We start from the raw sequence: 20,468 nt of genomic DNA on the forward strand, positions 1-20,468 counted from the left end.
CGAGATCTGGCGCGTTATCACCGACGGCGCTGCCGCCGGTTGCGCCACTGCCGGCCGATCGCCTCCCGCCACGTGGGCACGGTCACGCCTTGGGCCCGCATTTGGCGACGGAGGCGCGTGCGGGTGATGTAGATGCCGAGCAGCCCGAAGGCGAACATCGGAATCTGCACCCACATGGCCTGCTGCCACTGCTCGAAGGTGTAGGAGCTGGCGCCGCCGGAGATGGTGTCGAGTACCCAACCGATGAGCAGAATCGTGAGCGTCGCGCCCAGAAAACCGCCCATGATGACGACGCCACTAGCCACCCCGATACGCGCCAGGGGTAGCAGCGTGCGCGGGTAGTCGAACCCGACGGCGGTGCCCGGCCCGCCGGCGGCCAGCGACAGCACCAGCAGCACGATCAGCCACAGCGGCGCCTGACCCGGCCAGAGCAGAACTGCTAGCCAGCAGAATAATGACGCCCAGATAATGGTGAGCGCGAGGTTCGACCGTCGCAGCGGATGCCGAGCAGTGAGCACGCCGATCAGCGGGCCAATGAAGATGCCTGACACCGTAATGATCGTGAACATCAGCGACGCCATCGCCTGACTCAACCCCTGAGCCTGTTGCAGGTACGGCAGCCCCCACATCAGCACGAACGCGTTCATAGAGAACCCAGCCGTCAAATGGACGAAGAACCCCAGCTGCGTCCCTGGGTGGCGGATCGTCTCCGCGAGGTTACGGTTGACGTCGCGCAATCGTGGTGGTGTGACGGGTTGCTGGTGGCCTGGGGCATTGCGGACGAGCGCGAACACCGTCGCAGACATCGCAGACCCGAGGCCCGCGGCCACCAGAAGTCCGAAGCGCCAACCTTGATGCTGAATGAGCGGCAGGAGTCCGTAGACGGCCGCGAGCTGGCCAAACACCGACGTCATCCCGGCAAGCTGGGCGAGCAGTGGCACCATCGTCGGCGGGAACCACCGGGGAATCAGCGCCAACAGCGACACATAGATACATGCGTCCCCGAGCCCGACGAGAAACCGCGCGACGTAAGCCCAAGCCAGCACGTCGACCGTCGCAAGGAGCAGCTGTCCGCAAGCCATCACCGCGGAGCCCGTCGTCATCATGAGGCGCGGACCGAAGCGGTCGAGCAACGTGCCGACGGGGATCTGCGCCAGCGCGTAGACAGCCACCTGCATCACGACGAACGTCGAGACCACCGACGGCGTGGCCCCGAAATGGTCGGCAGCCTCGAGACCGGCCACGCCTAATGAAGAGCGGTGCAGCATCGCGACGATGTAGGCCAATAGGCCAGCCCCGAGCACCAGCCAACGTCGAGCCATCATCACCTGCCTTAGTTTCACGGAAAGGATACTGTGCAGTGCGGTGATCGTGGATGCTGTTACGTTGTCGACGTGAAACGCATCGAGGTGGTCGGAGCCGTCATCATGCGCGACGGGCTGGTGTTCGCTGCCCGCCGCGGGCCCGGACGTGCCCTCGACGGGCTCTGGGAGTTCCCGGGAGGCAAGCTCGAACCAGGAGAAACCCCTAGCCAAGCGCTTATTCGGGAGATCCAGGAGGAGCTCGGCTGCACGGTCGACGTGGGCGAGCACCTCGTCGACACCGAACACGCCTACAGCTACGGCCTCGTCGCACTGTCGACATACCGGTGCACCATCGTCGACGGCGAACCCCAGCTCATCGAGCACAGCGAGGCGCGATGGGTGGCGACGGAGGACCTCGCCCAGCTTGACTGGGCGCCTGCGGATCTCCCGACGGTCGCGTTCCTTACGAACGGTTGAGCTTTAGCGCTCGTGTGTGGGCGCGAGTGGGCAGTGAGCGGCACTGAAACTTCAAAATCCGTACGCAGATTGAGCTAACCCCCCGATTTCGGCATGCTTGGTCGATCTGCGTACGGATTATGAAGGTTTTTCGCGGCTACCCGGGTCGTCCTTCGTAGGCCGGCTGCATGATTGCCTGCCCTGCCCCCTTCGTCGGCAGAGTGTGAATGCCGATGATGGACAAGAACTTGCAGGAGTAGGTGTCGCGTAGTCGCACCTCGACGGTCCTGCCGCCTGTCACGGTTGCCGTGCCCTTGTAGCCAGCTGCATGGACGTAGCGTTTGGCAGCTGCGGCAGCGCGGGTGGGATCGAGTTGTGCATCGTCGATGACGACGCTCGCCTCCTGCGCCCCTGTGCGAGCTGCCTCACGTGCGACGGTGCGCAGCTCTTGTTCCGCGCGGGCGTGTCCGGAGAAATCGACGCCAATGCCGATCGCAATCATGAATGCGAAGAATGCCACCGACGCCCACACCGCGATGGCTCCTCGCTCATCACGTCTTCTCATCACGGGTTCCTGGGGTTGGTGTTGAGTACTTGGAGTTCGCCGATTTTGAGGGTTTGTTGGGTGGTTGTGGTGTGGTGGAGGGTTCCTTGTTGGCCGATGCCTTGCCAGTGGATGGTCCAGTTGGTGGTGGCGGTGATGGTGTAGGTGCCTTGCTGGTGGTAGCCGGTTTGTGCGCCGCAGGTGACGGGGGTGTTGGGGTGTGTGTTTTTGTGGGGTTGTTTCCAGGTGGTGCAGGTGATGGGTGGGGTGTTGTTGCCGAGGTTCCAGGTGATGGATTGGGCTTTGGCGGTGATGGTGACGGTGTGGCCTTGTTCGGTGGCGGATGCGGTGGTGGGGCCTAGTTGGTTGGGGGTGGGGTTTCGTGGCCAGAGCCATAGGGGCATGCCGACGGCGCCGAGGGCGTTGGGGTTTTGTTCGAGGGTGGTGGGGGTGGTGCCTGGGGTGATGGGTTGGAGGTGGATGGTGGCGAGTGCTTTCCAGGCGAGTTGTTCGGGGTTTGGTGGTGGTGTGGGGTTGGTGTTGGGGAGCCATGTGGTGGTTTGCATGGCGGGGTCGGCGATGTTGGTGTGTTCGGGGCGGGTGCAGAGGTAGATTTTGCCTTCGGTGTTGTTCTTCCAGATGGGGTCGGTATTTGGGGGTTGGGGTTGTTTGGGTTTGCACCACATTTGGCGGGTGCTGATCCAGGTTCCGAAGGTGTTGGTGCAGGGGATGGGTTGGTTGCCGATGTGGCATTGGCGTGGTTTGCCAGGTTTCTTGCCGGGAGCGGGTTTGTCGTCTGTTTTATTTGGGTCACCGGGGACCTGGTGGCCACCGCTTTCCTCGATAGTGCATTTTCCGCCATCAGTGCAGTCGACGATGGCATAGGCGGGGATCGTCATGTAGGTGAGCAGCGCTACACCTAAGGCTGTGACGAGGTGTTTCAGCATTCCTTGGGACCCCCTTGCGTGTCGGCGACGACCCACTGACCGCTGGGTTCCTGTTGCATGATGATCGAAATTTCGACGGTAGGTGTCCACTCTTGGCCTTTATCGACTTTGGCGGGTTTGCCTGTTTGCTCGATGATGACTTGCTGGTTGGTGAAGTCTTTGCACACTGTGAGTGTGCTGACGTTCACGCCCGCGTCATTGCGTTGAGGCGGGGTGATGGAAACTGATCGGAAGATGGCATCCCCGACCCGGATTTGGCCTTTCTTGCGCCAGTCTTCCAGGAATTCCACGACATCGATCGAACGTTGGCCGGTCGTGGTGAACACGAGTGCTGTGAGGTCGTTGAGCGAAGAATCCTTCATGTAGCGATCTAGCTGCGCCTCATGCTCTTCCCACCCTTTGCGCACAGCTTGGATTTCTTCGCTCTCACCTGGTTCTGGTGGTGGGAAGGATTCGTGGGCAGTGGGGGAAGGCGACGGTGTCGGTGATGGTGTTGGGCTGCTAGTGGGGACGCGTCGGATGGATGTGGGTGCTGCGGGTGTGGGTTGTTCTTGTGCCCCGGGTTGCTCGGGTTGGCAAGCGGTGACCGCCGCAAGCAGCAGTGTGGTGGCGATGGCGTAGCCAAGACGTCGTTGTTTGACCATGATTGTTCCTCCAGGGTTTTGAGTGAACCAGACGTAGGGGTCACTTCGTCGCAGTTTCTGGAGTTATCCACAGGTGCGTGGTTGGTACGTCTCGATTCGGGACTTCGTCCTTACTCGACGGTCGAGGACTCGTGGCCGGTTGGTAACCGCGGCTTTCCTCGATGGAGCAGTCCCCGCCATCAGTGCAGCCGACGGTGGCATAGGCAGGGATCGCTATGTAGGTGAGCAGCGTTACACCTAAGGCTGTGACGAGGTGTTTCAGCATTGTTTCGGCTTTCCTTGCGCATCGGCTACGACCCATCGTCCGTCGAGATGCTGCTGCATGATGATTGACACTTCTACGGTGGGTTCCCACTGGTGTCCTTGTCCGGGATCGGCGGTTGTTCCCGTCTTCTCAACAATGTCTTTTTGATGAGTGAAGTCCTTGCAAGCAGTGAGCGTGGCGACATTTACCCCGTCGGAGTTGCGTTGAGGTGTCGTGATGAGGACGTTGCGGAAACTGACATTTCCGACACGAACCCGTCCTGCGTCCCGCCAGTCTCCGAGTGCGTCTACGGCGTCGAGTTCACGTTGCCCGGTAGTGGTGAGGACCAGTGGGGTGAGGTCTGTCAGTGAGGAGTCTTTTGCGTAGCGGTCCCATTGTGTTTCGTGTTCCTCCCAGCCTTTACGTACTGCGGTGATCTCGGCGGGCTCACCCGGCTCCGGTGGCGGGAAGGATTCGTGGGCTGTGGGGGATGGAGTTGGTATCGGTGATGGGGTTGGGCTGGGGGTGGGGGCGCGTCGGATGGATGTGGGTGCTGCGGGCGTGGGTTGTTCTTGCGCTTCGGGTTGCGCTGGTTGGCAGGCCGTGAGGGTTGCGAGTAGCAGTGTGGTGGCGATGGCGTAGCCAAGACGTCGTTGTTTGACCATGATTGTTCCTCCAGGGCTTTGAGTGAACCAGATGCGGGGGTCACTTTGGAGTGGTTCCTGTAGTTATCCACAGGTTGGTGATTGGTGCGTCTCGATTCGGGACTTCGTCCCTACTCGACGGTCTTGGGGCACGGTCGCTCAACGGTTGGGGAAGTGCGGACGGAATGCAAGCGCTGTGGCTACTGCAATTAGTACAGTGATGATGCGCTTCAGCATTGTTTGGGCCTTCCTTGGTAGTCGGCGACGGCCCACCTGCCGTTGGGTTGTTGCTCCATGATGATGGAGAACTCGATGTTCGGCGTCCACTCGCCACCTTTCCCGGCCTTGGCAGGTTTTCCTGTTTTCTCCTCGACGATGTTCTGATGAGTGAAATCTTTACAAATTGTGATGGTGGAGACATTGACTCCGTCAGCGTTCCGTTGGGGCTTTTCGATATCTATCGTTCGAGTGATCACGTCGCCCACTCGGATGTGGCCGTGGTCTCGGAGCTCACCAATTTCATGAACGACGTCAATGGAATATTGTCCCGTGGTGGTGAGGACCAGTGGGGTGAGGTCGTTGAGTGAGGAGTCTTTTGCGTAGCGGTCCCATTGGATTTCGTTCTCTTCCCAGCCTTCTCTTATGGCTTGGATTTCTTTACTTTCCCCGGGTTCTGGTGGTGGGAAGGATTCGTGGGCAGTTGGGGAAGGTGACGGAGCTGGCGTCGGCGATGGGGTTGGGTTGGCGGTGGGGGCGCGTCGGATGGATGTGGGTGCTGCGGGTGTTGGTTGTTCTTGTGCCCCGGGTTGTGCGGGTTGGCAGGCGGTGACGGTTGCGAGTAGCAGTGTGGTGGCGATGGCGTAGCCAAGACGTCGTTGTTTGACCATGATTGTTCCTCCAGGGCTTTGAGTGAACCAGATGTGGGGGTCACTTCGTCGCAGTTTCTGGAGTTATCCACAGGTGGGTGATTGATCGTGCGTTGACCAGCCCCGACCGCGCGGAGCGAACGCAAGCTTCAGTGGCAGATCGTGGTCCATGTTTGGGCGCAAATCTGCCACTGAAGGTCATCGTGGTTGATTTCGACACGCCACCTGCGGTGGCGGCTCAATCATCGAGCTTGGCACCCGAGACGCTGCGACAAAACTGCAAAACTCGCCAACAGCTGCAGACCTCACGCTTGGCGGAGCGGAGAGAGGACCCACTGTTGGCGAGTTTTGCAGTTCTGATACGACGCAGATGGTTTCGACTCGCGACTTCGTCGCGGTTCAGCCATCGGGCCAGGTTCGGCGGTTGAGCCGCCCCGGCAGCGGGCGTGTCGAAACCACGGGATGCGTCTCGATACACGGGCTTCGCCCGTTACTCGACGGTCGCGGCAAGGCCCGACGCCCAGTCAGCCAGAGGCCAACCGCTCGCTCGCCCATGCCCAATCGATTCGCTCCTGCTCCAGGCGCACGCCCTGCCCGAATCGGTCCTCGACGAGAGCCCGATAGAGGTGCTGCTCGTCGGCCGAAAGGTGAGTCAGCGCAGCGCCTTTGGGTGGGCGCGGCTCGCTCACCCAGCGGTCGCGGTGCGCCAGCAGCGTCTCCTCGTCCATGAGCACCGATTGCGTCTGCGGGCACGCAGCCCGGAGCTGGTTCAGGATCTCGAACCCCTTGGCGTCTAGATCGCCCCAATACCGGACGCGAGCCCCACGCAGCCACGGGAGCAGACCGAGCCGCCCCACGTCGAAACCCTGCCCCCACACCACCGCACCCCCGCTGGGCACGGGAACACTGAGATAGGTGACGAGGTTCTCCACCACGAGCACGGTGCTCACACGCAGGTCGAGCTGCGCGAGCTCGTCGACGCGCAACCCCAACTCGGAGACGGCACCCATACCGGGCAGCGGAAGGCTCAGCCGCAGCCTGATCATCGACGGCGTCCCTGCCAACCCCAACCCGACAAGGAACTCTGCCGCGCCACCGCGCACGCCCAGCATCTCAGCGAGCACCCCGCGATGCCGCTCCACAAACTTCGTGTCCACCCCCGGCGCAGAGATCTCGCGCAGGTACCGGCCCGACTCGCGGTGAGCATCAAGCCACCGCCACGCCGCAATCAAGCGAGGGACATCGTCGGCAAGCTCCAGCGCCCTCTGCGGGCGCGCCGCGATCCACGCGCGCACCGGCGCCGCCTCCGCCAGAGCGAGGAGTTCGTCGAAGCGCCGCACGTCGCGCTGCACCCCCAGCAACGCCCACGCTTGCTCCCATGTTTCGACGTGCGCCCGCACCGGGATCTGGTTGCGGCCCACAGCCCGGCCTCCGATTGACGCCCACTCGAGTCGGTACCGACGCCCATCCCCCGACGAATCGACGAGGCCCCGCACCCACCCGCGGACCGCGGCAAGGTCGTCGCCGATCTCCCCGGCCTTCGGCCCGCGTAGGGCGACGCTGATCGTCGGGAATGGCTCGCCTGCTGCGTATGTGCGCAGCAGTTCGCCCGAGCTCCACCGACGGCGGACCCGCGCGGTGATGACGTCCGCGCCAGTCCAGCTCATCGTTTGGCCTTGCGGGAGCGGTATTCGTCGATGGTGAGGGTCTGGATGCGGGAGTTGGCACCGTCGACGTTGTCCACGAAGCCGATGGCCTGCACGTACGACTCGATGATGTGCACCTTCTGCAGCGGCGTGACGATCAACAGCTGCAGCCCCAGCTTGGCGAACAGTTCGAGCGCGTACCTCGTCGACGCATCCGAACCGCGCCCGAAGGCCTCGTCGATGACGGCGAACTGGAACGCCTTCGACTTGTCGGCACCCCATTCGAGGCCGAACTGGTACGCCAGCGACGCCGCCAGAATGGTGTACGCGAGTTTTTCCTTCTGGCCACCCGACTTCCCGTCGGAATCCGAATAGTGCTCCCGCTCACGATCATCGTCGGTGTATCGCTCGGAGGCGGAGAACACGAACCAGTTGCGCACGTCTGTCACCCGACGAGTCCACGCGCGGTCGGCGTCGGCATGCCCCTCACGTCCACGGAAGCGTTCGATGATGCGCCGCACGTCGCGGAAACGCTGCTCAGAGTAGGTGTCGTCTTCCTGCGCGAGCGCGTCATCGGTGAGATTGCGCAGGTCAGCGCGGAACTGCACCACCTCTTGATGCGTGGTGGGCTCCTTGTCGAGCCGCAGATAGGTGCCCTCGCCGTAGGGCACGGCACCGAGCGCCTCGTTGATTTTCCCGATTCGATCGGTGATCGCGCTGGCCTGTCGCTGCAGCCAGTTGTTGAAGCCAGCGAGCTCCTGAATGGTGTGCTGGTTGAGCAATTCCTTGAACTCGCCTTCGAAGCGCGGCAAGTCATCTTCCGCGAGGTTGCGTTGCAGCACAAGGAAGTCGCCCCTCGCTTCGACGCTCGGATCCATGTCGGAGTGCAATTCGGGCCACCGGCCGAGCATCGAGTGCATCGCAGAGATGAGCTGCGCGGCATGACCGCTAAGCTCCTTCGAGCGCGCCTGAATCGCGGCGTTCAACTCATTTGCGAGCCTGCCGGCGAGCCCCTCACACGCTGCCGACGATGTCGCCCGACGCTGCCCGACCCTCGACTCGAGCGACGGATAGGCCGCACGAGCAGCCGCGAGCTGCGCTTCGTCGAAGACGGAGAGCTGCTCCTCATCTTGCCGTTGCTGCGCCGTAGCCTTGGCGACGATGTCCCTCGCCATCGCAAGCTCGCCGGTCACATGCTGGTTCTCCGCGCGTGAATCTTTGAGTTGCGTCTCGATGCGATCAATCGCCGCTTGCAGCTCGGCCAGCTGGTCTGAACTTTCACGGAGCCGACGATGATCCTCGCGGTACTGGTTGGCTCGGCGCGTGGCCTCGTCGTGGTCCAGCTCTTCCCAATGCGTGAACTGGGCGAGTACGCGCCACGCCCGGGCCTGCTGCTCCAAGGCATCCTGCCTTGCCAGAAGCGCATTGGCGGCGGCATCATCGTCGACGGCGGCCGCCCGTGCCGCGTCGAGGTCGGCGCTGAGCGCGGCGACCTTGGCCTCGTTGACCCAACCGAGCACGAAGCGACGGGGATCGTCGACCGGGTGGCGATCATCCTTCTCATGCCGCGCCCCCGAACGCACCTGACCCTCACGCGTCACGGCCCGCTGGTGCTCCGCGGAACGGAACTCGTCGAGTGTGAGGGCACGGTGGTGGTTGGCGCGGCGCAGCAACTCGTTGCGCAGATACTCCTCGAATGGGCCTGGGCGCAGCGTCACCACCTCGGCGAGCGTTCCGTGCGTCTCGTCACGCAGCGGCACGATGCGGTCTGTCACTTTCTCGTAGACGAGCCGGCCACCCCGGCGACGCCCCTCTCCGTCGACGAATCCGAGCTTGTGCGTATTGACCCACTGCGATACCGCTGCGTAGTGCTTGACGGGTACGAGCATCGAGAGCGCGAACCCGCGCAGCACCCGCTCTGCAGCTCCGCGCCACTCGGTGTGCTCGGGAGCGACGTCCATCAGCTCGCCTGCGAACGGTACGTCGGCGGGTGTCAGCCCCAGTTCCTGACACAACCATGCGCGCAACTGCACCTGCTCGGCGGGGAGGTTGCTTTCCCGGGTGCGGAGGTTATCCAACTCGGCCTCGATGGTGGCCGCGCGCTTGGCCGCATCGCGCGCGTCGGCAATCTTCTCTGCCGTCTCGTGGCTGAGTGCGCGCTTGGTGCTATCCAGTTCAGCTGCCCGAGCGGCCGCTGCGGCCGTGAGCTGGAGGAAGTCGTCGGCGTTTGCGACGGGCGAGGACTCGGTGGCCGCGACGGCGTCGTCGAAGCTCTTGCGCCGCTCAGCGCGACGGTCAGCCTCGACGCGAGCCTCCCGTTCGAGGCGCTCGAGCTCTGCGAGACGGTCGCCGCCGGCTTGAGCGCGCTGGGTAATCAGCTCCGTGCGTTCGTCGTCGAGGCTTGTCAGGCGCGCATCCAGCTCGCCTGCTTGCCGCTCGAGCTGCCCGACGCGCGTCTCGCCGTCGGTGATCTCCTGTGCCAGAAGCCCGAGGCGCAGCTCGAGGATGAACGGCCCGACCGAATCACGCTCGACCTCCAGCGCGACGCGGGTGGCGAGGGTGTCGTCGTAGCTCTTCGCGGAGCGGGCGATCGGTTCGAGCGCGTCGAGCTGTTCTCGGGCGCGCACGACGGCGTCGTAGGCCTGGGTGAGGTCGTCGAAGTGCCCGATGATGGCCTGGACGCGCTCGTCGGCAGGCGAGGGCTCGAGCATGTGCTCGCGCACGAACTCATTGAGATTGCCCACAGACTTCATGGAGACGGTCTGATGGAACAGCTCCATCGCCTGCTCCGACGGGATCCCCAGCAACCGACGCATGGAGGCGCCGTACTTCGGGAACTCGTCGAAGATGGAAACGCCCTTGCCGCGTAGACGTTTGCGGAGGTCTCGGAGGTCAGAGCCGAAATCGCTGAAGTCTTCCGCGATCGACAGCTCGCCGCTGTGGGTGACAAAGAACCGATACGGCTGGCCCGTCGACTCGCGCTGCTGGAACACCTGCGCAATGGTGACGCGTTCGTCGTAACCGGAATTGATGAACACAGCCAACAGCACGGAATACGACGAGCGGCCCTCGCGCAAGCCCCGGGTGCGGGAGCGGTGCGCGTCGTCGCCGCGTTCGGAGCGGTAGTGACCTTCGACGTAACTGCGCAGCGTGCGCTCGCGAACCTCCGCGCCAGCCGCCTTGTTGTAGGCGATCTTCTGGGCGGGCATGAACAGCGTGGTGATGCCGTCGACGATCGTCGACTTGCCCGAGCCGATGTCTCCGGTGAGCAGCGATGTTTCGCAGCCAGGCACGAAGCGCCAGATCTTCTCGTGGAAGGTGCCCCAGTTGAGCACCTCCAGGTGGTGGAGGCGGTAGCCAGGAGCATTTGCGTCGGGAACTTCGAGTGCAGAGAACAGCGCGTCAGTCATGAACATCACCGGTTTCTGCACGGTTGCCAGTGGCGTACTCGCGCAACTGCGCCTCGAATCCGTGCATCGTCTGCGCATCGACGTACGCCTTCAATATTCGACGCACTTCCCACTCGTTGCGCGACCCCCGCAGCAACTTCAGAAAGCCCAGTTCCTCGACCTTCCTGATGGTCGTTTCGGCTTGGTCGACGATGCGTGCCTCGTTGCTCGTGTCGCGCTGGAATAGCCGCAGCATCTCAACGATCTGTTCCGTGGTGAGCACCAGTTTGCCCTCGTCCCCGGTGGTTTCGAACTCCATGAGACGCCCCCGCAACAGCACCAGCAGCAGGCTCACGTTGTAGGTGAGGCTTCGACGTCGCACCAGACGCGGCAGCGGCTCCTCACCCTCCGAAGCCTCACGGGTGCGTAGATAGGCGTAGCCCTCGACGTCGTCGATGATCACGTCGATGCCGATTGTTGCGAAGTGGTCGCGAATCGCGCCCAGCTCTGCCTTGAGCGTGGCCCAACTCTGCTCGTCAGACTCACGGTAGACCACCCCTTGCATGAGGCGGATGATTGCCGTGGCCGTATCGTGTTCGCTCATCGGCGCCTCACTTCCGTGCTGGGCATGGTGATGGTGCGGGCCTGGCCGTCGGGGCCGGTGTAGTCGACGCGGGCTTCCTCGTCTCGAAACTCGAGCTCGAACGCGTCGTCGTCGAGCGCGAGGTAGGCGACGAGTTCCGCAGCCCCCTGCTCCAAGGGGGCTTGCTGCAAAATCTCTTCCAGGAGCGCCGACGATCCCCTGGGCAGCGCGTCGCGCAGATTGGTGATGAGCCTTGCGGGGTCGACGTAGTGCTGCTCGAACAACGCCTCGTCGTCGGGCAGGTCGTCGCCGACGACGACCCGGCTGTCGACGGCTGCCTCGGCCGGTGGATGGTAGAGGGGGCGCTCGAACGGCAACGTGATGTCGAGGCCTGGGACATCGAGATCCATGCCCGGGCGAGGGGGATCGTCGCGGACCTCCAGGGCGAGCTGTTGGATGCTGCGGGTGAGTTCCAGTACGCGACGATTCTCGAACCAGACGCGGTCGTCGAGGAAACGGCGCAGCTGTTCGGAGATCTGCCGCACTGTGCGCTGGGTGCGTTCGGCGGCCTCGGCCCAGTCGTGGTGCACAGTGAACACTCGCGAATCGGCGGGGACATCGTCGAGCTCTTGCAGGCGTTCGAGCAGCGACGACAGTTCCTCTTGCCGGCGTGAGGAGAGGAGGAACTCGTAGAAGGCGTTGAAACTTCGGCCCTGATCGGAGCTGTCGATGTCGTGGCGGCCGCGAGTGAGGTCGTCGAGTAGTTCACCCTTCGACCCCCGCCACTGCGCAATGCGTTCGCGAGTGGAGCGGTCGAGTGCGCGGAAGTTCTCGTCGACCTGCCGGAAATCTGCGAGGAGCTCGCGCGACGTCGTCGCGAGCTGCTGGTATCGCTCACGCACGCCGGTGGCATCCATGACTGTGATGTCACCAGCCTTCACGCGGGCGATCTCCGCATCGATCTCATCGCGACGGCGGGTGAGCTCGCGGATACGTTCGTCGGGGCGTTCTTCGGTGCCGTGCACGATTTGGCGCAGCAGATCGACGACGGTCTGGAGGCGCGATTGGGTGCCGACGAACTGCTGATCCTGCAGGGACGCGAGGAAGGAGTATGCCTTTTCGAACGCCGGGGTGATCTCGTAGTGGAGCTCGTCGCTGCCGAGCGGATAGAAGCGACGGAGGTAGCCGGCGTCCTCGCTTGCCCAGTCGTCCAGATAGTCTCGTGGTTCCTTCGGGTAGCGCGGGTTGCCGTCGGCGTCAGCGCCCGTGCGCCGTAGCTCATAGAGGACGTCATCCAAAGCGGCGACGAGTTCCGCTGCCGGGGATGCGCCACGGTTGGCGTCGACGAAGTACTCGCCGAGGAACGAAAGGATCAAGGGCGCGTTGCCGGCGCGCAGGATGCGCCATGCGACATGCCGCTCGCGCAGCGCTGCAACGTAGTCGTGATCCATGGCGCCAGAGTAACGGACAGCACTGACAAAATTCTGTGAGGCCGCTTGGGTGGAGCCCTGAGGGGCGCAGCGGTGAGCGGCGGGCATTCCGTGGAATAACCTTGCGTAAGGAATCCCATACCCAAGGTTATGCCCGTATCCTTGGGTATGGAGCTGCATACCCAAGGATGGAGGGGCATGCCCTCCCTGCCGGAGAACTTCAAAATCCGTACGCAGTTTGACCAAACCCCCCGAAATCAGGCCCTTAGTCTCATCTGCGTACGGATTTTGAAGTTTCGCGGCCGGCAACCGGCGCGCGGCCGGCGTCAGTCGCCGAAGGTGGAGGTGTCGATGACGTAGCGGTAGCGGACCTGGGAGCCCACCACCTTGTCCCAGGCGTCGTCGATGTCTTCACCGCCGATGATCTCAACCCACGGGGCGATGTTGTGCTCGGCGCAGAAGTCGAGCACCTCTTGCGTCTCGGGGATGCCGCCGATGTTGGAGCCTGTCAGCACCTTGTTGCCGCCGATCAGCCGCTTCACCTGCAGCTCAGCGGGATGTTCGGGCATGCCGACGTCGACGAGCACGCCGCGGTTCTTCAACAGCGACAGCAGTAGGTTGAGGTCGAGCCCGTCGGACACCGTCGTGATGATGATGTCGAAGGTCTTCCTGAGCGCCTTCATGGCCTCCGGATCGGACGATGCGACGTAGTCCGTCGCGCCCATCTCCATGGCGTCGTCGCGCTTCGAGAGGGTGCGGCCGATGCCGGTCACCTCGGCGCCCAGCGCAGCGGCGATCTGCACCGCCATGTGCCCAAGCCCGCCGACGCCGATCACCGCCACCTTCTTGCCCGGCCCGGCGCCCCAACGCTTCAGCGGCGAATACGTCGTGATGCCAGCACACAGGATGGGCGCCGCCTTCTCTAGCGGGATTTCGTCGGGAATGCGCAGCACATAATCTTGTTCGACGGTGATGCCGCGCGAGTAGCCGCCCGCGGTGGGCAACCCGTCGCGACCAATAGAGTTGTACGTACCGACGGTCTCCCCGCGCAGGCAGAAATTCTCCCAGCCGGAGCGGCACTCGCCGCACTCGCCGCAGGAGTCGACGAAGCAGCCGACGCCGACGCGGTCGCCCACCTTAAACTTCGTCACGTCGCTGCCCACCTTGGTGACGATGCCGGCGATCTCGTGGCCGGGCACCAGCGGGTACAGGCACTTGCCCCACTCGCCGCGTCCGGTGTGGATGTCTGAGTGGCAGATGCCGGCGAACTTCACGTCGAAGAACACTTCCGTTGGCCCGGGTTCGCGTCGGGTGATGGTGGTCTTGGTGAAGCGGCCCTCGGCCGAATCGATCTGATACGCAGAAACTTCCATGGTCACTCCTCAAAAGACACTTCCCTCACCAGCCTAGGGGGTAGTGAGACGTCGACAGAACTTCATAATCCGTACGCAGATGGGACTAAGGGCCCGATTTTGGGGGGTTTGGTCAGACTGCGTACGGATTTTGAAGTTTTTCTTCCGGTGCGTGCCCCTGCTCGACGATCTGGCACGGCAGCCCGACAACCGCCGCGAGTCAGTCATTCTTGCCGCGCACCCCGGCGCGCAGGCGCTCGCGGTGCAGCGCTGCCACGGCCTCCAGCGGAATACCCGCGGGGCACACCTTCACGCACTCCCCGTAGGTGGAGCACGGCCCGAACTCGGCGTCGACGGCGTCGCCGACGCTGCGTGCGCGTCGCCCTCGTTCCTCCTTGCCCTGCGGGATGAGCGCCAGGTGCGCGAGCTTTGCGCCCGCGAACAGATGCGCCGCCCCGTTCGGGCACGCGGCCACGCACGCGCCGCAGCCGATGCAAGCGGCGAAGTCAAGCGCCAGTTCAGCGTCCCCGTGCCCAACCCGCACGGCGTCGGCATCGGGCGCGGTGCCGGCTGCGACGTCGACGTTCCCTCCCGCGCGGATTACCCGATCCAGCGCCGAGCGGTCCACCACCAAATCCCGCACGACGGGGAACGCGCCGCTCCGCAGCGGCTCAATCCGCAGCTTCCGGATACCGCCGAAGGCACGCAGATGCTGGCGGCACGACGGTGTGTTTGGCACGGGCCCGTGCGGCACGTCGTTCACGGTCACGCCGCACGCCCCGCACACGCCCTCGCGGCAGTCAGACTCAAACTGGATGGGCTCCTTCCCCTCGTCAAACAGCTGATCGTTCAGGCGGTCCAGCAACTCCAGCAGGCTCATCTCGGGCGTCGCATCCTCGACGACGTGCGTCTCGAATCGCCCCTTCGCCTTGGGGGAGTCCTGCCGCCAGATTTCCAGTTCCACTCTCACTTGTAGTTCCTCTGCTGTAGCGGCACCAATGCGAAGCTGAGCGGCTCGTCGTGGCAGACGTGCTTGCCGTCGGGGCGCGTCTCCCACGCCGACACGTTGCACCAGCGGGAGTCGTCGCGCTTGGCCTCACCGTCGTCGGTGGCGAATTCCTCGCGGAAGTGCGCCCCGCACGACTCGGTGCGGTGCAATGCGTCGAGGATCATCAGCTCGGCGAGTTCCAGGAAGTCGGCCACGCGCCCGGCCTTCTCGAGCTCCTGGTTGAGTGTGCTCGACGATCCGGCGACACGCACGTCGGCCCAGAACTCGTCGCGCAGCTCACGCACCCTCGTGAGCCCTTCTTGCAGCGACGCCTTCGACCGCGACACCCCGCAGTGCGTGTACAGGATGTCGCCCAGCCGACGGTGGAACGTCGCTGGGCGCGTGTGCCCGTCGTTGGACATGAGCCGGTGGGTGCGCTCCCGGACCGCGTTGACCGTTGTCGCGACGGCATCGTCGCCGAGTTCTAGCTTGGGCTTGCCGACGAGATCCGCCAGGTAGTTGGGTACGGCCAGCGGGAGGGTGAACCAGCCGTCGACGCATGCACTGAGCAGGGAGTTCGCGCCCAGCCGGTTGGCGCCGTGGTAGTTGTTGCCCGCCTCGCCGCCGACGAACAGGCCGGGGATGGAGGTCATCTGGTTGTAGTCGGTCCACAGCCCGCCCATGGTGAAGTGCGCGCCCGGCGCGATGCGCATGGGTTCGACGTACGGGTCCTCGCCCGTCGCGTCGTGGTACATGTCGAACAGGTTGCCGTAGCGCTCCGCGATGACGTCCTTGCCCAGCCGCGCGATGGCGTCGGAGAAGTCCAGGTACACGGAGTTCTTCAGCGGCCCGACCCCGCGCCCGGCCTCGATCTCCGTGCGGGCGGCGCGCGACGCGATATCGCGCGGCGTGAGGTTGCCGTACGCCGGGTAGCGGCGCTCGAGGTAGTAGTCGCGCTCGGTTTCGGGGATGTCGGCGGGGCGGCGATCGTCGCCGGGTTTCTTCGGCACCCAGATGCGCCCGTCGTTGCGCAGCGACTCACTCATCAGCGTCGTCTTCGACTGCCAATGCGAGCTCACCGGCAGCGCCGTCGGATGGAACTGCACGAACGACGGGCTCGCGAAGTAGGCGCCCCGACGGTGCGCGCGCCAGGTGGCCGTGGCGTTGGAGTTCATCGCGAGCGTCGAATGGAAGTACACCGAACCGTACCCGCCGGTGCACAGCACGACGGCGTGGCCGGTCCACGCTTCGATCTCGCCCGTGACGAGGTTGCGCGTGACGATGCCTTGCGCGCGGCCGTCGTCGACGATGAGGTCCAGCATCTCGGTGCGCGTGTGTAGTCGCACGGTGCCGCGCTCCACCTGCCGAAGCAGCGCCTGCGCGCCGGCGACCTGCAGCTGCTGGCCGGTCTGGCCGCGCGTGTAATAGGTGCGCGAGACCTGCACGCCGCCGAAGCTGCGCGTGGCGAGCTGCCCGCCGTACTCGCGTGCGAAGGGCGCGCCGATGGCCTGCATGTGGTCGATCACGCGCACAGACTCCGTAGCCAGACGCACGACGTCGGCCTCGCGCCCACGGAAGTCGCCGCCCTTGACGGTGTCGGTTACGAACCGCGCGATGGAGTCGCCGTCCACCTTCCTCGCGCGCGCGGCGTTGATGCCGCCCTGGGCCGCGACGGAGTGCGCGCGGCGTGGCGCGTCGTGGAACGTGAAGCACTCGACGTTGTACCCGAGCTCGCCGAGCGCTGCGGCGACACCCGACCCGGCGAGCCCCGTACCGACGACGATCACCGTCATCTTCTTCCGGTTTGCCGGGTTGACAAGCTTGTATTCCGCCTGGCGGCGATCCCACGCCGTCATTGGGTCGCCGGGCGGCACGTGCGCGTCGAGGCCGCCCCGGGAGCTCGCGGCTGGCGCGGACGCGAGGGGGCGCCCACTTCGTCGGGAACAGCCAAATGGGAGTTTCATGCGATCACCCCTGTGAGTACCAGCAGAGGAATGGTGGCGTTACCGAGGATGATGGCCAGCGCGAGCAAGCCGCCGAGCACCACCCAGAACGTGCGGAAGCGGCGGCCGGTGACGCCCACATCTTGCAAGATCGTGCGCCACCCGTGCTCGACGTGGACGGCGATGACGAGCATGCACACGCAGTAGAAGATGGCCATCCACGGGCGCTGGAAGCTCGCGACGAGGTTCTCGTACGCGTAGAACTGGTCGCCGTCGGGGGGAGTGAAGGTGCTGGATTGCAGTGCGGCGCCGATGGTGAGGTCCAGCAGGTGCACCACGATGAACACCAGGATGACGGCGCCGCCGGGCAGCATCGTGCGCGCGCCCGTCGCCATGAGGCCAGGCATACGCCCCCGACGGTGGCTCCCCCTCGCGCGACGACCTCGCGCCCAGATGGTGATGGCCGCCCAGACGTGCAGCACGAGCGCGACGAGCAACGTCACCCGAAACGCCCACAGCACGCCTTCTTTGGGGATGAGTGGATAACCGACCTCACGCAGCCACGCCGCGTAGGCGTTGAACGATTCGGGGCCGGCGTACACCTTGAGGTTGCCGATCATGTGCACGACGACAAACGCCACGAACACGAAACCGGTGACGGCCATAACCTGCTTGAGCACGAAGGACGACGGAGTCCTCCGGGCTACCGGGGCGGGCGCTGACTCGGACATGACCCGAGTATAGGTAGGAGCGATTTCGACGAGGCGGCCGGGGCGGGGTCTGGAAGAATGGATGCCAGGGGGCAGTCCTGTTGTGGCGAGCATCCGAAGCGCCTTTGCGAGCATCTCGACGGCTACTCCTCCTCGTGCGCACCATGCGTGCGAAGCGTGCTACGAGCCTTGAACGTATTCTTCTCCGGATTTCTTGAGTGTATGCGTGCGCCACCTACGAGACTGAGACGTTACGTTTTGTAAATGTGCCCAAGGCATGGCTCCTGAGCCCTACACTCGAGCTCATGAATCGAGTCAGAAAGATTGGCGTACTAGCGATCTTGATAGCAATCTTCTCCCCCCGGTGGGAGTCCCTGCAGCTCTAGCTGACAGTGGAGAACAAGACACGAGTTGGATACAGGTTACCCCTGCCGAAGCTCGTGCACTCGCTGATGGAGACGACTCCGTCATTGACGGTTGCCAATGTCCATCGGCGGAAGTCAACCAGCAATATTGGATATAAACCGACGGTCAAGTGCGCAAGGAAACCGGCGAGTGTTGCCCTCAACAATGAAGTTCAAAAATACATGTTCGTGGGATGGTGGAAGACTGAATACACGAAGAACCACGTCCTCACCCAGAAGGAGCTCGTAACAACTACCTATAGAGCTGGCTTCACCTACAAGGCAGTTGACAAGAAGTGCGATAACCATTTGTCAACGAACTGGCGTGGCAAGACTTCATCCACCATCAAAGCTTCGAATGGTCACACATACTATGCCCGACAATACACCAACGAGTGGAGAGCTAACTGTGGCACATAGCGCGCCAAAATGGTCTATTGAGAAGCTTCTGATGCAGGAGCATTTCACCCCGAATCACGCACTTTCATGGCAGATTTCCCTTGGAGCCATTGTTGACTCCCTCCCTTGGATGGGCGCCGATCCATTCGAGCCTTGCGCTGCCGAACTCCAGTCGATACCTCCGTTGCCCCCCTCCATTATCGAACTGTGGTCCCAGCCATATGCGCCAGCACAGCAAATTCAGCTAGGCACACCCCTGCTCGAATCCCCCAAATCTGCTCTGATAATCCAGCCATCAACGAACGCACGTTGGTCTACCCTGCCAACTATGCGCGAAGGTGCTTGCCTTGAGACCACTACAGGCCCCTGGCTTGGAGCACCCTGCGTGGCGGCTTTCGGCATGGAAGACTCTTACATCCAGACTGGCCCAGACTGGTTTGACGATATGGAATCGAGGCCAGTTCTCCCCTCCTTTGAGCCCCGTATCTATGAAGTGGACAGCCCTGTAGCTTGGGTGCGGCTTGTAGAGCGGTACCCATCGCATTTCGAAGATGCCAAGGCCGACCTGAATCGCTACCAGCATGATTTAGCACATTGGTTTCCCCGCCATAAACTCTATGAACCTCACTGGCCCAGCGTCAGCAATGACTACGACGCTATTCATCTCACTCAGCTGGCCTATGTCAGGTGTGCCTATACAGCTATCCCCTGCTTAGATGGGGTTACGACTGTAACAGGATGGGGCCCTGACGTTACTGTCTGGCTGCGCCCCCTTGCCTCTAGCCCCTAACCGTAACCGCTGGTCTTGACGTACTCGCGATGGTGAGCGATGGGGCCGGGTGTAGCAACGTGTGCTCTGTAGCACCGGGTTGCATGCAAAGTGCGTCAGCCGGGCTTGGCCTATTCACCGGCGAGGTCGGAGATCCACTTGGCTTTCGTGTCGGTGGGCTTGCCAGGGCGGGGTTCTTCGGCGCCTTGCTTCGGCACGGCGCAGTTGGGCTTCTCGCCGGGGGCGGGGCCGAATTCTTTACCGTCGAAGACGTTGTCTTTCACGAACTCGTAGTAGCCAGAGAATTTGCCGGTGTCGTACGGGTTGTTCAGCGCGCATCGGCCGACGTAGTACCCGACGGCGTCGGCGAACGTTTCGGTGACCGACGACCCGGCGTACTTCGAGAATGTGCCCTGCGAGCGCTGCAGCTTCTGGAACTCGCGCCAGTACGGGGGCTCGGAGCCGCGGTCGGAGTTCCACGCGTGGCCGAGCTCGTGAATGACGAGGCGCACGAGGCGGCCTTCGTCGTCGTTATCCAGTGCCGTCTTGAACTTCTGGAAGTCGAGGGTGACGTAGCCCGGCTTGGTGAGCGACCAGTCGCCCCACGCCCAGCTTCGGGTGTTCGCTGCGCTGATGCCGACGTTGCCGCCGTTCTTTTTCAGCAGCGTGTCGACGTAGTCGGTGCAGGCCACGCCGTCGAGGGTCTCCCACAGGATTTTGATCGACGCGCGGTACTCGTTCGACCAGTAATCGCCCGTCAGCTTGAGGTGGAAGTTCTCTTCCATCTGCTCGCGGATGGTGGAGATCGACGCGTCGGCCGGCCACGGGTGCTGCGCGGCGCAGGGGGTGGGGATGCCGGCGACCGGCGGTGCAGGTTTCGGTGCAACGGGGAGCGCGGATGCTTGCGTGAGGCCCAAAGCGACGATCAACGCTGTTGTTGCAGCAGCGATGCCGAGCAAAAACTTGCGCACCGGGCTCCCTTCATCGTCGATTCAACAAGGCCACCTGAAAAACTCTCAGGAAGCACGAGGACAACTGTACAGATCTCGTCGCCCAGAGCAAAGCGCGGGTGCCAAATCTGTGGAAAACGTGGTTTTGCCTCGCCCTGCCCCGCCCGGCAGGCACCTGTAACCTGTGCGGCTCAGTTCCGGTGTTATGTCTCAGGACATCGGTGACAGTTTTGTGTCAGGACATCGGTGACAGTTT

The 20,468-nt window shown here is 63.4% G+C and carries 16 protein-coding genes; 1 reads left to right on the forward strand and 15 read right to left on the reverse strand.

The genetic code is table 11. The features are described 5' to 3' along the window. Positions 1-17: 17 nt before the first annotated feature. Complete coding sequence (locus Q0X68_RS03130; RefSeq protein ID WP_297747421.1) at positions 18-1,325, reverse strand: nitrate/nitrite transporter; 1,308 nt, start codon at positions 1,323-1,325, stop codon at positions 18-20. A gap of 69 nt (positions 1,326-1,394) precedes the next feature. Between Q0X68_RS03130 and Q0X68_RS03135 the strand changes: the two genes are divergently transcribed. Then, positions 1,395-1,781 carry a (deoxy)nucleoside triphosphate pyrophosphohydrolase gene (locus Q0X68_RS03135; RefSeq protein ID WP_297747424.1) on the forward strand — a complete coding sequence of 129 codons (387 nt, stop codon included), beginning with the start codon at positions 1,395-1,397 and terminating at the stop codon, positions 1,779-1,781. A gap of 136 nt (positions 1,782-1,917) precedes the next feature. On the opposite strand, the gene Q0X68_RS03140 is transcribed toward Q0X68_RS03135, so the two are convergent. The 14 genes from Q0X68_RS03140 to Q0X68_RS03205 all read right to left on the reverse strand — a co-directional run bounded on the left by Q0X68_RS03140 (position 1,918) and on the right by Q0X68_RS03205 (position 20,233). Further along, positions 1,918-2,325, reverse strand: coding sequence for a TadE/TadG family type IV pilus assembly protein (locus tag Q0X68_RS03140; RefSeq protein ID WP_297747427.1), 408 nt, complete (start codon positions 2,323-2,325; stop codon positions 1,918-1,920). After that, positions 2,325-3,251: a hypothetical protein gene (locus Q0X68_RS03145; RefSeq protein ID WP_297747430.1), complete on the reverse strand. Its 927-nt coding sequence runs from the start codon at positions 3,249-3,251 to the stop codon at positions 2,325-2,327. The genes Q0X68_RS03140 and Q0X68_RS03145 overlap by 1 nt, the downstream gene beginning before the upstream one ends. Beyond that, the gene (locus tag Q0X68_RS03150) at positions 3,245-3,895 is read right to left on the reverse strand and encodes a hypothetical protein (protein ID WP_297747433.1); all 651 of its coding nucleotides are present in this window, start codon (positions 3,893-3,895) and stop codon (positions 3,245-3,247) included. The genes Q0X68_RS03145 and Q0X68_RS03150 overlap by 7 nt, the downstream gene beginning before the upstream one ends. Before the next feature lie 258 nt (positions 3,896-4,153). Beyond that, positions 4,154-4,804, reverse strand: a complete 651-nt coding sequence (locus Q0X68_RS03155) for a hypothetical protein (protein WP_297747436.1) — start codon at positions 4,802-4,804, stop codon at positions 4,154-4,156. A 209-nt stretch (positions 4,805-5,013) separates the two neighbouring features. Next, complete coding sequence (locus Q0X68_RS03160; protein WP_297747439.1) at positions 5,014-5,670, reverse strand: hypothetical protein; 657 nt, start codon at positions 5,668-5,670, stop codon at positions 5,014-5,016. A 503-nt stretch (positions 5,671-6,173) separates the two neighbouring features. Further along, positions 6,174-7,316 carry a Wadjet anti-phage system protein JetD domain-containing protein gene (locus tag Q0X68_RS03165; RefSeq protein ID WP_297747442.1) on the reverse strand — a complete coding sequence of 381 codons (1,143 nt, stop codon included), beginning with the start codon at positions 7,314-7,316 and terminating at the stop codon, positions 6,174-6,176. Next, positions 7,313-10,711 carry an ATP-binding protein gene (locus Q0X68_RS03170; protein ID WP_297747445.1) on the reverse strand — a complete coding sequence of 1,133 codons (3,399 nt, stop codon included), beginning with the start codon at positions 10,709-10,711 and terminating at the stop codon, positions 7,313-7,315. Before Q0X68_RS03170 ends, Q0X68_RS03165 begins: the two co-directional genes overlap by 4 nt. Further along, entirely contained in the window at positions 10,698-11,288 is a 591-nt protein-coding gene (locus tag Q0X68_RS03175) for a DUF4194 domain-containing protein (protein WP_297747448.1), read from the reverse strand. Before Q0X68_RS03175 ends, Q0X68_RS03170 begins: the two co-directional genes overlap by 14 nt. Then, positions 11,285-12,718 (reverse strand): DUF3375 domain-containing protein, encoded by a 1,434-nt coding sequence (locus Q0X68_RS03180; RefSeq protein ID WP_297747451.1) that lies wholly within the window; start codon positions 12,716-12,718, stop codon positions 11,285-11,287. The genes Q0X68_RS03175 and Q0X68_RS03180 overlap by 4 nt, the downstream gene beginning before the upstream one ends. 305 nt (positions 12,719-13,023) lie before the next feature. Next, a complete protein-coding gene (locus Q0X68_RS03185; protein WP_297747454.1) occupies positions 13,024-14,070 on the reverse strand; it encodes an NAD(P)-dependent alcohol dehydrogenase in 1,047 nt (348 codons plus the stop codon). A 199-nt stretch (positions 14,071-14,269) separates the two neighbouring features. Continuing rightward, positions 14,270-15,019 carry a succinate dehydrogenase/fumarate reductase iron-sulfur subunit gene (locus Q0X68_RS03190; protein WP_297747456.1) on the reverse strand — a complete coding sequence of 250 codons (750 nt, stop codon included), beginning with the start codon at positions 15,017-15,019 and terminating at the stop codon, positions 14,270-14,272. Beyond that, a complete protein-coding gene (locus Q0X68_RS03195) occupies positions 15,016-16,893 on the reverse strand; it encodes a fumarate reductase/succinate dehydrogenase flavoprotein subunit (protein WP_366127626.1) in 1,878 nt (625 codons plus the stop codon). The genes Q0X68_RS03190 and Q0X68_RS03195 overlap by 4 nt, the downstream gene beginning before the upstream one ends. Before the next feature lie 104 nt (positions 16,894-16,997). Next, positions 16,998-17,711: a succinate dehydrogenase cytochrome b subunit gene (locus Q0X68_RS03200; RefSeq protein WP_297747459.1), complete on the reverse strand. Its 714-nt coding sequence runs from the start codon at positions 17,709-17,711 to the stop codon at positions 16,998-17,000. A 1,682-nt stretch (positions 17,712-19,393) separates the two neighbouring features. Continuing rightward, complete coding sequence (locus Q0X68_RS03205) at positions 19,394-20,233, reverse strand: hypothetical protein (protein ID WP_297747462.1); 840 nt, start codon at positions 20,231-20,233, stop codon at positions 19,394-19,396. Positions 20,234-20,468: the final 235 nt, after the last annotated feature.

The organism is uncultured Tessaracoccus sp. (assembly GCF_947286155.1).
Classification (GTDB): Bacteria; Actinomycetota; Actinomycetes; order Propionibacteriales; family Propionibacteriaceae; genus Arachnia.